Origin of the sequence: Lysinibacillus sp. LZ02 (assembly GCF_050613145.1) — a bacterium.
GTDB lineage: Bacteria > Bacillota > Bacilli > Bacillales_A > Planococcaceae > Lysinibacillus_B.
Map to the genome: position 1 here is coordinate 298,432 of NZ_CP192507.1, position 15,005 is coordinate 313,436.

General features: G+C 39.8%; 13 protein-coding genes. 9 read left to right on the forward strand and 4 right to left on the reverse strand.

Annotated features, from left to right (window positions below; all coding sequences use genetic code 11):
- Window positions 1–46 precede the first annotated feature (46 nt).
- Complete coding sequence (locus tag ACQQ2I_RS01385; protein ID WP_431028771.1) at window positions 47–3,136, forward strand: efflux RND transporter permease subunit; 3,090 nt, start codon at window positions 47–49, stop codon at window positions 3,134–3,136.
- A 53-nt stretch (window positions 3,137–3,189) separates the two neighbouring features.
- Here ACQQ2I_RS01385 and ACQQ2I_RS01390 read toward each other — a convergent pair whose 3' ends face one another.
- Window positions 3,190–3,399: a DUF6366 family protein gene (locus ACQQ2I_RS01390; RefSeq protein ID WP_431028772.1), complete on the reverse strand. Its 210-nt coding sequence runs from the start codon at window positions 3,397–3,399 to the stop codon at window positions 3,190–3,192.
- A gap of 31 nt (window positions 3,400–3,430) precedes the next feature.
- Entirely contained in the window at window positions 3,431–3,682 is a 252-nt protein-coding gene (locus ACQQ2I_RS01395) for a DUF3953 domain-containing protein (RefSeq protein WP_431028773.1), read from the reverse strand.
- Between the two features lie 854 nt (window positions 3,683–4,536).
- Here ACQQ2I_RS01395 and ACQQ2I_RS01400 point away from each other — a divergent pair.
- The 8 genes from ACQQ2I_RS01400 to ACQQ2I_RS01435 all read left to right on the forward strand — a co-directional run bounded on the left by ACQQ2I_RS01400 (window position 4,537) and on the right by ACQQ2I_RS01435 (window position 12,975).
- Complete coding sequence (locus ACQQ2I_RS01400; RefSeq protein ID WP_431028774.1) at window positions 4,537–6,123, forward strand: ABC transporter substrate-binding protein; 1,587 nt, start codon at window positions 4,537–4,539, stop codon at window positions 6,121–6,123.
- A gap of 67 nt (window positions 6,124–6,190) precedes the next feature.
- Window positions 6,191–7,141 carry an ABC transporter permease gene (locus ACQQ2I_RS01405; RefSeq protein ID WP_431028775.1) on the forward strand — a complete coding sequence of 317 codons (951 nt, stop codon included), beginning with the start codon at window positions 6,191–6,193 and terminating at the stop codon, window positions 7,139–7,141.
- 13 nt (window positions 7,142–7,154) lie between these two features.
- Window positions 7,155–8,090, forward strand: coding sequence for an ABC transporter permease (locus tag ACQQ2I_RS01410; RefSeq protein WP_431028776.1), 936 nt, complete (start codon window positions 7,155–7,157; stop codon window positions 8,088–8,090).
- Window position 8,091: 1 nt separating this feature from the next.
- A complete protein-coding gene (locus ACQQ2I_RS01415; RefSeq protein ID WP_431028777.1) occupies window positions 8,092–9,078 on the forward strand; it encodes an ABC transporter ATP-binding protein in 987 nt (328 codons plus the stop codon).
- Window positions 9,078–10,067, forward strand: a complete 990-nt coding sequence (locus ACQQ2I_RS01420; RefSeq protein WP_431028778.1) for an ABC transporter ATP-binding protein — start codon at window positions 9,078–9,080, stop codon at window positions 10,065–10,067. The genes ACQQ2I_RS01415 and ACQQ2I_RS01420 overlap by 1 nt, the downstream gene beginning before the upstream one ends.
- Window positions 10,055–10,441, forward strand: a complete 387-nt coding sequence (locus ACQQ2I_RS01425; RefSeq protein ID WP_431028779.1) for an OsmC family protein — start codon at window positions 10,055–10,057, stop codon at window positions 10,439–10,441. The genes ACQQ2I_RS01420 and ACQQ2I_RS01425 overlap by 13 nt, the downstream gene beginning before the upstream one ends.
- Window positions 10,442–10,574: 133 nt before the next feature.
- Window positions 10,575–11,774: a DHH family phosphoesterase gene (locus ACQQ2I_RS01430; protein WP_431028780.1), complete on the forward strand. Its 1,200-nt coding sequence runs from the start codon at window positions 10,575–10,577 to the stop codon at window positions 11,772–11,774.
- A gap of 130 nt (window positions 11,775–11,904) precedes the next feature.
- Window positions 11,905–12,975, forward strand: a complete 1,071-nt coding sequence (locus ACQQ2I_RS01435; protein ID WP_431028781.1) for a nitric oxide synthase oxygenase — start codon at window positions 11,905–11,907, stop codon at window positions 12,973–12,975.
- Between the two features lie 171 nt (window positions 12,976–13,146).
- Here ACQQ2I_RS01435 and ACQQ2I_RS01440 read toward each other — a convergent pair whose 3' ends face one another.
- Both ACQQ2I_RS01440 and ACQQ2I_RS01445 read right to left on the reverse strand, forming a co-directional pair.
- Window positions 13,147–13,992, reverse strand: a complete 846-nt coding sequence (locus ACQQ2I_RS01440; protein WP_431028783.1) for a hypothetical protein — start codon at window positions 13,990–13,992, stop codon at window positions 13,147–13,149.
- A 400-nt stretch (window positions 13,993–14,392) separates the two neighbouring features.
- Window positions 14,393–14,947: a restriction endonuclease gene (locus ACQQ2I_RS01445; protein ID WP_431028784.1), complete on the reverse strand. Its 555-nt coding sequence runs from the start codon at window positions 14,945–14,947 to the stop codon at window positions 14,393–14,395.
- Between the last annotated feature and the right edge of the window lie 58 nt (window positions 14,948–15,005).

Below are 15,005 nucleotides of genomic sequence, written 5' to 3' on the forward strand. Positions count from 1 at the left end.
GTATAAATAAATGTATAATTAAAGTCAAACTAAGGTAGGTGCGATAGTGAAGGGTTTAGTTAATTTTGTTCTGAAAAATAAGCTGGCTGTTTGGTTGCTGACAATCATTATTACAGTCTCAGGTATTTATTCAGGTACACGAATGAAAATGGAGTCGATTCCCGATATTTCGATTCCGTATTTAATCGTGGTGGGGGTCTATCCAGGGGCTACGCCTGAACAAGTAATGGATGAAGTCTCGGTTCCTTTTGAGAAGGCCATAGAAAGTCTTGAAGATGTCAAGGCGGTCTATTCGACTTCCTCATCCAATGTGGCACAAGTACAGGTCGAGTATGAATATGGTATCGACATGGATGAGAAAAAGCGCCAGTTAGAGTCGGCACTGGATAATGTCACATTGCCAGAAGAGGTGCAAGAGCCGACAATTATGGCGATCAGCATGAACATGATGCCGGTTGTTGCATTATCAGTAAGTAGTACAGAAGAAGATATTGTTGAATTAACATCAACAGTAGAAGATTTATTATTACCGAAAATCGAAAAAATCGATGGTGTAGCATCTGCGACAATTACAGGTCAGCACATCGAGCAAGTATCCTTCACTTATGATCAAGCGAAAATGGAAGCGCTTGGTTTAACGGAAGATACAGTTAAACAAATGATTCAAGCAAGTGATATGGCACTATCGCTTGGTTTATATGATTTCACAGTAGGGAAGCAAGCAGTTTCCGTTGACGGGAAAGTGAAATCGGTGGATGAATTAAAAGAATTATTAATTCCTGTGACACCGAGTGCAACACAGCCTTCACCATTTGTTCGTTTAGGTGATATTGCGACAATTGAAGTAGAAGGAAAAGTACAATCTGTTTCTCGTACAAATGGTGACGATGCCATTGCCATTCAAATTGTAAAAGGGCAAGAGGCGAATACGGTTACAGTTGTTAATGCAGTGAAAGAGTTAATGCAAGAAGAAGAAAAAGCAATCGATGGTCTAAAAGTAGATATTTCATTAGACCAAGGTGCACCAATTGAAGATTCTGTTTTCACGATGATTGAAAAAGCGGTGTTTGGTGGTGCCATTGCGGTATTAATCATCTTACTATTTTTACGTGATTTCAAATCAACGATTATTTCAATTGTTTCCATTCCAGTCTCAATCTTTATGGCATTACTGCTATTGAACTGGATGGATATTACGCTAAATATTATGACGCTCGGTGCGATTACGGTTGCCATTGGTCGTGTCATTGATGACTCCATCGTAGTAGTAGAGAATATTTACCGTCGTATGCACTTAAGAGAAGAAAAATTAACAGGTCGTGCTTTAATTCGTGAGGCGACAATTGAAATGTTCAAACCAATTATGTCTTCTACGTTAGTAACAGTTGCAGTATTTGCACCACTTATTTTCGTAGGCGGGATGGTTGGGGAACTATTCATGCCATTTGCGTTAACGATGACGTTTGCATTAGGTGCATCGTTAGTTGTAGCGATTACCATTGTACCAGCACTTTCACATTTCTTATTCCGTAAAAAATTATACGGTGAGAAATCAGAAAGTCAGCATAAAGAAGTAGGAAAACTAGCAGTAGCCTACCGTAACTTCTTAGAAAAATGTTTAAATCATAAATGGATTACATCGATTGTAGCGGTTGTAATGTTAGTAGGTTCATTAGCTTTAACCCCGTTAATTGGCTTTAGCTTCATGGGTTCACAAGAAGAAAAAGTTGTGTATTTAACGTATACACCAGGCACGGGTGAGCTAATGGAAGAAACGACAGCGAATATTGAAGTTGTCGAAAAAGAACTATTAAAACGTGATGATATTGATATTTTACAAGTATCGATTAATGATCCTGAAAATGTTGACCCAGCAGCGATGATGATGGGTGGCGGCGGAAGCGGTGCATTAATGTACTTAATCTTTGACCCAGACATGAAAGACTTCCCAGCAGCGCGCGAAGAAGTAGAAGAATATGTATTCAACATCGGTCAATCAGGTGAGTGGAAATCACAAAACTTCTCAGCGATGTCGATGTCATCAAATGAAGTAAGCTATACATTATATAGTGAAGATTTAGATGATTTAGCGGCAGCGGTAAAACAAGTAGAAGGTGCGCTGAAAGAAGTCGATGGTTTAGAGGATGTGACATCAGACTTTGAAGATGCGTATGTGGAGCACGTATTAAAAGTAGAGCAACAAAACGTATTACAATACGGTTTAACAACCGCACAAATTGTGATGGCATTAAATACAACGTCAACAAAAGAAGTGTTAACGACCGTTGAACATGACGGTAATGCTATTAATGTCATCGTGCAACGTGAGGCAAAAGCAGCTGCACTATCTTTAGATGATATATTAGCAACTGAAATTCAAACGGCTCTTGGAACAACAATGAAAATTGGTGACCTAGTAGAAGTAGAAGAAGATACAACACTAAATGCCTTATCTCGTTCAAAAGGTGAATACTTCACAACGGTATCAGGTACAATTATCGGTGATGACATTTCGAAAGCAACAGCTGCAGCCGATAAAAAGGTGGATGCACTTGATTTACCAAAAGGGGTTACAACAGGTGTTGCGGGTGTAGCAGCTGATATGGCTGAAACATTTACGCAACTGGGTATCGCAATGCTTGCAGCGATTGCCATTGTATACTTTATCCTTGTTGTTACATTTGGTGAAGGTCTTGCGCCATTTGCCATCCTATTCTCATTACCGTTTACGGTCATTGGTTCGTGGGTCGGTTTATGGGCAACAGGCCAAACTATTTCTGTATCCGTTATGATGGGGCTTCTGATGTTAATCGGTATCGTTGTAACGAATGCCATCGTACTTGTAGACCGTATTATTCATATGGAACGCGACGGTTTAACAATGCGTGCGGCTATTCTGGAAGCGGGGGCAACGCGTCTTCGTCCAATCTTAATGACAGCCATTGCGACAATCGGTGCGATGTTACCAATGGCGTTTGGTGGCGCAGGCGGCGGTCTTATTTCGAAAGACCTTGCGATTACTGTAATTGGCGGTCTATTATCTTCAACACTATTAACGTTAGTAGTTGTACCAATTGTGTATGAAGTACTATCTAAAATGCTCAAGAAAAATCGTAAAGAAGTAGAAGAAAACTAACAAAACAGCAACAGGCTCAGTCCTGTTGCTGTTTTTCTATTAATATTGAGGATTTACCAGATCATTTTGTATACAATATAGCCAAAGAATAAAACGACGATTAATATCCCTGTACCTTTCCACCCCATACCACCTGTTACATCAGGTAAGCTTCCATTGCTTGCTCTATTCAATCCGTCATTTAGGGAACCAGTAGGATTCTTTTCTAATTCACTTTGTCGTAAACGTTCTCTTCTTTCATTTGGTGTTTCTTTTTCGTTCATACCACTTCACCTCTCATAGTTTTTCCTATCACTATATAAAACTTTTAATTGCTACAAATAGCAAAAACAAGAAGACTATTAACAATAATCCGCCTGTTAATTTTTGTCGCTTTTGGAATTCTTGGATGCTTATTACGAACATGGTTAAGCCTAAAAATAAAATCATATATGCTTGAAACTCGAAATTTTTTGTTATCAATCCATACGCCGCTAATGCAAGTGTAACGATGGAAAATATGATCCGTAAAATTTTCAACAAAGTGACTTCCTCCTGAACTAGCATGTTTGTTAATTGGTTAAATATTGAAATGTTATTAGTTCAATTGTACGTAAAGAAACGGTATATGTAACTCGTAATGAGCAAAAATACATCCTAAAAATAACATTAGGGTAATAAAAGATATTAAACTAAAGTGGTATCGTAGCCTCCGCGCTTTGCCACAGCCTACACAGGAGCTAAAACAGGCGTGGCCTGTTTGGATCTCCTGTTAAGGCTCCTGTGGCTATGGCGCGCTACGGCAAAAGTAAATACTTCTCGATATTCTAGAAGAACATTTCTCTTCTCTAAAAGAAATCATTTTCTTTCCGTTTATACGTATAATCTGCCTAACCTTTTCTGTAATCAATGAGAATCTTTCGTTGTTTTTGAGCAACTAATTTTGTATTAAACAATAGTTGCTTGTAGCGGAGGCACGAGACTCCTACGGGAAAAGCGAGACAATCAAGACCCCGCAGGAGCGAAGGATGAGCGACGAGGAGGCTTGATCTCGCCCGTGGAAAGCGAGTGCCGCAGCGGAAAGCAACGGTTACTAAAATGGTAATATATGTTTTTGTGTTTGCTCGTTATGAGTATGTAATTAAAAACCATTTTAAGAACCCCTTTAAATCCGATATGTGGATAATATCAATAATTTAGTACATAATAAGCGTGATTTTTTAGTGGGCGGTTACTAAAAGGAACTTGCTAGTTAATGGAAATGAAGGCGAGTTATTCGGAAAGGAAATTAACGTATTCCAAATACTATGACTAATTCTTCATTTTCAGAATAATTCGTATTGACTTGGTTGGAATAAATGAGTAAACTAATTTCATAAAACATATTAAATTTGTAGGGATTAACGAGGGGGATTTATTATATGAAATTACGAAAATGGCAAGCGCCTTTAGCAGCGGCTCTTTTAGCGCTTAGTTTAGCGGCGTGTGGTGGCGAATCCGCAACAGAAAAGACAAATGACACAGAGCAATCACAAGAAGATGTTGTTTATAAAGATGAATTAAATATTGCGATTACAGCGCAACCACCAACATTAGATACAGCACAAACAGTATCAGCGGTGGCACTTGATATCGCAGGGAATATTTATCAGCAATTATTCCAATTAGATGCAAACTATAATCCAGTACCTGTGTTAGCGGCATCCTATGAAGTAAGTAAAGATGGTAAAACGTACACAATTAAGCTACGTGAAGAGGTAAAATTCCATAACGGTGAGGAAATGGTGGCAGAAGATGTTGTCGCTTCGATGAATCGTTGGTTAGTAACATCATCTCGTGCAAAATCATTATTACAAGGAGCAAACTTCTCAGAAGTAGACCCATATACAGTCCAATTGGATGTGCAACAGGCAACATCCGATGTATTGGTTTTAATGGCTTCTCAAGCACAGTTCCCGTCGATTATGCCAAAAGAAATCGTGGATACGGCAACAGCAGAAGGCTTCTCTGAATATATCGGTACAGGCCCATACAAATTTGTAGAATGGAAGCAAGACCAATACATTCAATTAGCGAAATTTGAAGATTATGTAGCGGTTGAAAATGCAGGTGAACCAAGTGGTTTTACAGGTGACATTTCAGCACCAACAGAAAAACTGACATATCATTTCGTAACGGACCATGCAACACGTATTGCAGGTGTGCAAACAGGTCAATACGACGTGGCAGATAGTATTCCGATTGAAAACTATGATCAATTAGATGTAGATCCAAACGTTGAATTACAAACGTTCCCAGGTGGTACTTTAACAGCCTTCTTTAATACAACAGAAGGCGTACTAGCAGACCAAAAAATTCGTGAGGCCATTTTAGCTACATTAAATAATGAAGAAATTATGTTAGCTGCCTTTGCGAAGCCAGAGTTATATTCATTATCACCAAGCTACTTAAGTGAGGGACAAACACAATGGACAACAGAGGCTGGTGCAGAATATTACAATCAAGCAAATGCTGAAAAAGCGAAGAAATTACTTGAAGAGGCTGGTTATAACGGCGAAGAAATCGTGTTGTTAACAACGAAAGATTATAACGAAATGTATACAGGAACATTAGTTATTCAAGAGCAATTACGTCAGCTAGGCATGAATGTACGTGTTGATAACTACGACTTCCCAACATTCCTTGAAACAAAGGGCGATACAAGCAAATGGGATATGTTCTTAGCAAGTACAGGATACCAAATTACACCACCACAATTATTAGCGGTAACACCTGATTGGGCTGGCTTAAAAGATGACAATATAGCGAACGGTTTAACCGCTATTCGCAGTGCAGCAACACCGGAAGAAGCACGTGCAGAATGGGAAAAAGTACAACAATATATGTATGAAAATGCAACATCAACAGTGTTAGGTCACTATAACGGTGTCGTAGCAGTCAATAAGGAAATTGAAGGGTTCGAGCTATTCGAGGCACCAGTTGTATGGAATGCTAAAGTACCAGAATAATAAATGAATGATGAGGGGAGCGATTTTTAGCTCTCCTTTTCTACCTTTTTAAATGTGAGGAGATTCAATGTTAGCGTATATAGTAAAACGACTACTTTCCATCATTCCTGTTTTATTTGTTGTATCGGTCGTGATTTTTATCATTATTCATATTACACCGGGTGATCCAGCTGCCACAATTTTAGGCATGGAAGCGACACCTGCACAAATCGAACAGTTAAATGAAGAGTTAGGCTATAATCGTCCGTTACATGAGCAGTATATCTCATGGGTCGGGGGCGTCTTTCAAGGCGATTTAGGTAATTCTATTTTTATGAAACAGCCTGTAACAGAAGCGATTCAAGAGCATATCGGACCCACCTTATCATTGGCGATTTTTGCGCAGGTAATCGCCCTTATATTAGCAATTCCGTTCGGGGTAATTGCTGCGTATAAACGAGGGTCATTCACCGATACGACATTGATGAGTGTCTCGCTACTTGGCATGGCTGTGCCAAGCTTTTTATTAGGCTTATTATTAATGTTAGTCGTTGGTGTGAAATTACAATGGTTACCGATTGCAGGGTACGAACCTTTATCAGAGGGGCTTATCGAGCATTTAAAGTATTTAGTGCTACCAGCGATTTCACTTGGAACCATTCAAGCCGCCTTGATTACACGGATGACACGTTCATCGATGCTTGATGTACTAAACTTAAATTATATTAAAACAGCACGAGCAAAAGGGTTAAAAGAATGGAATGTATTACTGAAGCATGCTTTCCGCAATGCTTTTTTACCCATTTTAACGGTGATCGGGCAAACATTTGGGACACTTGTAACAGGTGCGGTCGTTGTAGAAACGATTTTTAACATTCCAGGGCTAGGTCAATTGATTATTAATTCGATTACACGTCGTGATTATACCGTGATTCAAGGGGTTGTGTTAATGGTGACACTCCTTTATGTATTTATTAACCTACTAATTGATTTACTCTATGGTGTTGTGGATCCGCGTGTACGTTTAGATCGCAAGTGATGAGGTGAGAGAGATGACTACTTATTCAAAACAACAAATGGTGGAGCTATCAAAAGCGTTTAAAAAAGAACAACGCGCCTTGAATTGGAAGAAATTCAAGAGCAATAAAGGATTGCTTGTAGGCGGGTTTATTTTTATCGTTCTCTTATTGCTTGCACTGATCGGTCCTTATTTTTTAACGGCAGATCCATATGAAATGAAAGTAACGAGTCGTTTATTAGAGCCAAGCGCGGACAATTGGTTCGGTACGGATGAATTTGGTCGAGATTTATTTACACGAATTGTTTATGGTGCACGTGTATCATTAATGGTTGGTTTAATTGTCGCATTTTTATCCTCTTTATTTGGTCTAATCATCGGTTTGTATGCAAGTTATTATAAGTGGCTTGACCATGTATTAATGCGTATTTGTGACGGGCTCATTGCCATTCCTGGTATTTTACTTGCGATTACGTTAATGGCAGCATTAGGTGCATCCGCCATCAATGTCGTGATTGCTTTAGTCGTGGTATTTACGCCGAATATCGCGAGGGTTGTCCGTTCATCGGCACTCGTGATAAAAGAGCAAACGTATATTGAAGCGATGCATGCACAAGGGGCAAGCAACACGCGCATTATTTGGCTACATATTATGCCGAATACATTATCACCACTACTTGTTCAGGCAACATTTGTATTTGCAGAAGCGATTATTTCAGAAGCGGCTTTAAGCTTTTTAGGCGCAGGGATTCCAGCACCGGAGCCGAGCTGGGGTAACATTTTACAAGCAGGTAAGCTAGTTATCTTTAAAGCGTGGTGGATGGTTATCGTACCAGGCGTATTTATTGTGTTAGCTGTACTATCGCTGAATTTATTAGGGGATGGACTACGTGATTTCTTAGACCCTCGGACGAAAAACATTCCATCACGTAAACGTAAGCGTCGTCAAGCGGTAAAGGGAGGCCAATAATATGACGTTATTAAAGGTTGAAAATTTACAAACTCATTTTCATACGGACCGTGGCCTTGTGACAGCTGTACGTGGTGTGAATTTTACGGTTGAAAAGGGAGAAATAATCGGGATTGTCGGCGAATCCGGCTGTGGCAAAAGTGTCATGTCGCAATCGCTCATCCGTTTATTAGAACATACAGATCCGGTAGAGTACGATGGAGCGGTTTATTTTGAAGGAGAAGATCTATTGTCGATGCCTTTAAAAAAGCTGCGTTCTATTCGAGGGAATGATATTTCGATCATTTTCCAAGACCCGTTAACGTCATTAAATCCTGTTTATTCAATCGGCAATCAAATTGTGGAAGTGTTACGCCTTCACCAATATTTATCTAAAAAAGAAGCGCGAGAAAAGGCGATTGATTTACTGCGTTTAACAGGCATCCCGTCACCAGAGCGCCGTATTGATGAATATCCGCATGAATTATCGGGCGGCATGCAGCAACGTGTGATGATTGCGATGGCGCTTGCTTGTCGTCCTAAGTTGTTAATTGCAGATGAACCAACAACGGCATTAGATGTAACGATTCAAGCGCAAATTTTAGATTTAATCGGGGAGTTAAATAAAGAATTAGGCATGGGCGTGCTATTCATTACACATGATTTAGGTGTTGTGGCAGAAATTTGTCAAAGTGTAAAGGTCATGTACTTAGGTCAAATTATTGAGGAAGCAACAACAGAGCAACTATTTGCTAATCCGTTACATCCCTATACACAAGGGTTATTAAAATCAAAGCCTGAATTAGATGGGGATCGTCATGCACCGCTTCAGGTCATTCAAGGAACAGTGCCACCACTGACAAACGTACCAAAAGGTTGTAGCTTCTCGACACGTTGCCCGTTTGCAACGGATTTATGTCGTGAAAGTGCACCGCCAGTCATTGAAATGGCCGATCAACAACGTGTTCAATGCTGGTTATACGATGCCGAAAAAGGAGGCTGGGCATAATGACGAAAAAGCCATTAATCGAAGTAAAGTCATTACAAAAGCAGTTCCCTGTCTACGGTCCGTTCGGTAAATTAGGTGGTGTGAAACAAACTGTTCATGCGGTCAAGGATGTTTCGCTTACGCTTTATGAAGGCGAAACATATGGCTTAGTAGGTGAGTCTGGGTCAGGTAAAAGTACAACAGGGCGCACCATTTTAGGCTTAACCCCAGCAACAGCAGGGGAAGTATTGTATGAAGGGAAAGACTTAGTAAAGCTTTCGAAAAGTGAAATGCGTAAGTTCCGAAAAGAGTTGCAACTAGTATTTCAAGACCCGTTTTCTTCACTCAACCCAAGAAAGCGCATTGGTCAAACGTTAGAGGAGCCATTGATTATTCATGGTCTAGGCGATAAGGAAGAACGGATAGAGAAAGTGTTTCGCATTTTAGACATTGTCGGATTGCAAAAGGAGCATTATTATCGCTATCCACATGAGTTTTCTGGTGGGCAACGTCAACGCTTAAGCATTGCCCGTGCCCTGATTATGAATCCGAAAGTAATGATTTGTGATGAGCCAGTGTCTGCTCTTGATGTATCGATTCAATCACAAATTTTAAATATTTTAAAAGCGTTACAACGAGAAATGCAATTAACGATGTTGTTTATTACACATGATATTAGTGTTGTGCGCTATATTTCACATCGGATTGGCATTATGTATTTAGGGACAATTGTAGAGGAAGCCTGTACAGATGATTTGTTTGCTGAAACACTTCACCCTTATACAAAGGCGTTGTTCTCAGCAGTACCAACTGGGAAAAAACAGGAACGGATTGTATTGAAGGGGGAAATTCCATCTCCTCTAAATCCGCCGTCCGGCTGCGTATTTCACACACGTTGTCCGTTTGCGACAGAGCGGTGCCGTCAGGAAGTACCCGCATTACGTGAAATTCGCCCACAACACAAAGTGGCCTGCCATTATGCAGAGGAGGAAAAACAATGGTCAAATTAATATGGAACGAAGGAACAAATGAAATTGCCAATGCAAGTGGCGTACAATTAAACGGTAGTAAAGCACCGGATCAGCAAGGATTATCCCCAAAAGAATTACTTGAAGGGGCTGTTGCACTATGCCTTTCGATTACGCTTGAAAAAGTGTTAGAGCGCGACGGTGTAGAAGCCAATTTAAATGAAATAGAGATTGATGTACGCGCATCCAAGCAAGCAGGTGTAGAAAATCGCTTTACTGATTTTCATGTAGATGTTGTATTCCCGTCCACTTTGGAAGCAGCATATAAAAAGAAGCTATTAAAAGTGATTGAGCGCGGCTGTACAATTAGTAACACACTTGTCGGCGAAGTGAATGTGGCGGTAGTAGAGAAATAATAGTTGGTACCACCTTTGTACCGGGGAAGTGCCGGGAAAGTACCACCATAGTACCGGGGAAGTACCGGGTACCCCCAAAAAATAAATAATGATTTTACGCTTTTCAACCATACTACGTGTTGAGGTGAAGCTAATGTATAAATTATTATCCCATAACGATTTAGATGGGGTGAGCTGTGGTATTCTAGCAAAGCTTGCTTTTGGGAAGCAAGTAAAGGTACGCTACAATTCGATCTCATCACTTGACCGAGAAATTGAATTTTATTTAGAAAAAGAATACCCACATACCTTTTTATTTATTACGGACTTATCGCCAAATGAAGAAAATGAGAAACGATTAAGTGAAGCGTATGAGGAAAAAAGGAATATTCAATTGCTTGACCATCATAAGACCGCTTTGCATTTGAATGAATCCGGTTGGGGATATGTCGTGGTAGAAGATGAGGAAGGGCAATTAACATCAGCGACTTCCTTATTTTATGACTATCTGGTCAAGCATAAGCATTTAGAAGCAACAGACGTGATAACAGAATTTGTGGAATTAGTAAGACAATATGATACGTGGGAATGGGAGAAAAACGACAACCATCAAGCACATCTGCTTAATTCATTATTCTTTTTAGTGTCGATTGACGAATTTGAAGAAACGATGATTGAACGGTTGCGTACAAAGGAACACTTTGATTTCGATGAATTTGAAAAGAAATTATTGAATATGGAAGAAGATCGCATAGAGCGTTATATTCGTCGGAAAAAGAGAGAAATCGTACAGAGTGAGGTAGATGGGTACTTTGCTGGTATCGTGTATGCGGAATCGTATCATTCTGAGTTAGGAAATGAACTAAGCAAAGAGCATTCCCATCTCGATTATATTGCAATCGTCAATATAGGTAGTAAACGAATCGCCTTCCGTACGATTCATGACCATGTAGATGTATCGGAAATCGCTAGTAAGTACGGTGGTGGAGGGCATCAAAAAGCAGCAGGCTGCACACTCAATGAAGAAGCCTATCAGCAATTTGTCACAGGTACATTTCATCTAGATGCGATTCCAGAAGATGCCAAGCGGAATCGCTATAACTTAAAATATGCTTCATTCGGTTCATTATATAAAAATCGAAACGAGGATATTTTTTTACTTTACCCGATGGACGATAGCAACTGGACTGTCGAAAAAAATAAAACAAAAATGGAACAATCCTTCACCAGCTTTGATGAAGCAGAACAGCATTTAAAAAGACACGAAAAAGCATGGTTAGTCAAAGATGATGAGTTTGTAGAATTTTTGATGAGTGAAGTGAAAAGTAGTTGGCATGTAGGAGGAGTAAAATAGATCGCCCTTATCCGCTTGTTTTTTGTCCATTATTAGTCATATATGAAAAATACATGTTTTGTGATTGTCTACATTCATTGTCAGCAGGATATGCCTTCTTCTAAAATGAAGGCAATGGAGGCGTCAGAAGATGAATTTATTATTAAAAAATGAACGTGAACGACAAGAAGCGCTGGAGTTTTTAACTAAATATAAACAAGAAAAAGAAATGAGTGAAGCATGGTTACAGCAGCGTGTAGCCCCAATCCAGGTAACCGGCAGCTATGAACCAACTTTTGATGAATTAGAATTTGGTGCGCGTGTTGCTTGGCGAAATAGCAATAAATGTATTGGGCGTCTTTTTTGGCAGTCACTGCATGTATTTGATGAACGTAGTTTACAAAACGAGGAAGATATTTTTCGCGCATTACTGAGACATATTGAATATGCAACAAACGAAGGGAAAATTCGCCCTGCTATTACAGTGTTTGCACCACAGAAGGTACGCGTTTGGAATCACCAACTCATCCGCTACGCAGGGTATGAAACAACGAAGGGCATTATTGGTGATCCGGATTCGGTTGCTTTTACAAAACAGTGCTTGAACCTTGGTTGGCAGGGGGAAGGCACACCGTTTGATGTGTTACCACTCGTCATTCAGGTAGATGGTAAACAGCCGAAATGGTTTGAGATCCCTAAATCATATGTACTGGAAGTAGACATTACACATCCCGAGTATCCTGCCTTTCAAGAGCTTCAATTAAAATGGTATGCGGTGCCGATTATTTCGAGTATGCGTTTTAATTGTGGCGGCATTGATTTTGAGGCCGCGCCGTTTAATGGCTGGTATATGGGCACAGAGATTGGCGCGCGTAATTTGGCAGATACCAATCGTTATAATTGTTTGCCAAAAGTAGCAGATGTAATGGGACTGAAGCGTGAGACAAATAGTTCATTATGGAAGGATCGTGCTTTAGTGGAATTGAACATTGCTGTACTGCATTCCTTTAAGGAGGCGGGGGTAAGCATTGTCGACCATCATACAGCGGCACAGCAATTTAAGCTGTTTCAAGAGCAGGAAGGGAAATCAAATCGCGACGTCACGGGCAACTGGACATGGTTAATTCCACCTATATCGCCAGCTACAACGCATATTTTCCATCAACCAATTCCTAATATTATTCATAAACCAAATTATTTTTATCAAAAAAATCCGTATTAATGAAATTAATAGTAGCCCAAATTATAAGGATAATTTGGACTACTATTTTTGGAGTTAGTTACATCGTTCAATATCGGAATGTGTTCTTTATTAAAATAAAGATTGATATGAACGTGTATGGAATGAAAGAGGGCGACTCCCTCGTATATAAGCGAGAAGCTGTGTACAATTTTACTTCTTAATGAGTACCTGCTGTAACTGTAACTGCTTTTTCGCAAATTGTAGGGCGTGTTTTGTTTTCCCTCGCATTTCACAGTTTTTTACGAGTGCCTCGTACAGTTCATGTAACAGCTGCATATCCTCTATTTCTTTTGCGACGATTAGCGCTTGCTGTAAAGCAGCTGTGGCGCAGTTGAGCTCCTTTTTTTCCATATAGTAATGGGCACGTAGTACAAGTGTTTTTATATGTTCTTTTGGCATACTTCCTAAGTCGGCCTGCTGTTCGCATTTTTGGAGAAGCGCATTTGTTTCTTTAATGCGATGAAGTGCTAGGAGCGTCTCTGCTCGGTTTAACATGTAATAGACATATGATGCAGGCGCGAATGTAATGATATCAGCGTATTTTTCCCAGTAAGCATTACTCATTTCAAGTGACGATTCAAAATGCTGTAATACAATATGACATTTTTGAATATGTAGTAAGGCTGTTATTTTTTCATCTGCTAATTGAGACTGTTCTGCAATCGGTAAAGCATTTGTGAATGCTTGAATGGCTTGTTCATAATTTTGGGTGGTTAGTTGTGTAAGCCCGCTCAGTATATAATAATGTGCTTGTAGCTGTGGTTGGCTTGTCTTATGAATTAGTGTTTCGTAGCGAGTAAAAAGAGTCTTAAACTGTTGCATTTCCCCGCGCATATAAGCAATCGTAGTGAGGTGATATAAACAAAGGCAACTATTTTCTGTCTGTGCCTGCCGCGTATACATCTTTAATAATTGATTGAACACAATTTTTGCTTCCACATATTCAGCTGTGCGAAGGAGATTAATCGCATAGTCCATTCGTATTGGTAGCCCCATTGAAATCCTCCTCAACATTTACAAACTATATATGTGCATTTTAATGTTCCAGCATAACGGTAGTGTTTTGCTCGTACGGGGATGTTTAGACCGGATACAGCGACGTTTTGCTCGGATACGGTAGCTTTTAGACCGTTCACCGCGGGCTTTTGCTCGGATACGGCAAATTTTAGACCGAATGCAGCGATGTTTTGCTCGGATACAGTAGCTTTTAGACTGTTCACTGTCGACAGTTTTAAGATGATTTATATAGTATTGATACGAATGTCAATATTAATACGTTTTTGCGAAAAGTTGTTATATTTTGCTTGAAGGAGGGTGGGGATGATAAAAATTTCGTGAATTTATTTCTAACAAATAAAAAAGCAGTACCTCCATTTTTCAGAGATACTACTTTTTGTTATTTATCCAAAATCATGTCTATTAGCTCTTTACGATCGATTAAGTAGACGTCATTAATATTTGCCAGTTTCACCGCCTGTTTTGTAAAGTAACTATTCGTGACAACCCATGCTTCTGTTGCATTATACATTCTAATGGCACCGATAATTTCTTGCACGGCTTTGACGCCGACGGAGCTTGAATAGCGCTTTGCTTGGACGACGATAATATCTTTCCCATCTTTTAACACTAAATCTGCGCCATAGTCACCGCTTGTCGCAGTATACGATACTTTAAAACCACGGCGTTTAAATAATTCGCCAAGGAAACGCTCGAATGCTTCGCCCGTCATTTGATCGACTTCTGCAATGCCTGCTTTACGTAAGCGTGAGGATTCATGTGAGCGTAGCCACGTTTTAAAACCGAGCCATAATAATGCATATGCACCAACACCGACACCAAATCCTTTAACGGTTTCTATATAGTACCAGCCGATGCCTCCCGCTATCAAAAATGGCAGCAACCGCATGAGTGGAATGCGTTTTTTCTTCTTTTTTCGACGTTTCCGAAACATACTTTTCTCCTTTAAATATAATGCATTATTATATCATAAATGAGTACGTATGTTTGTG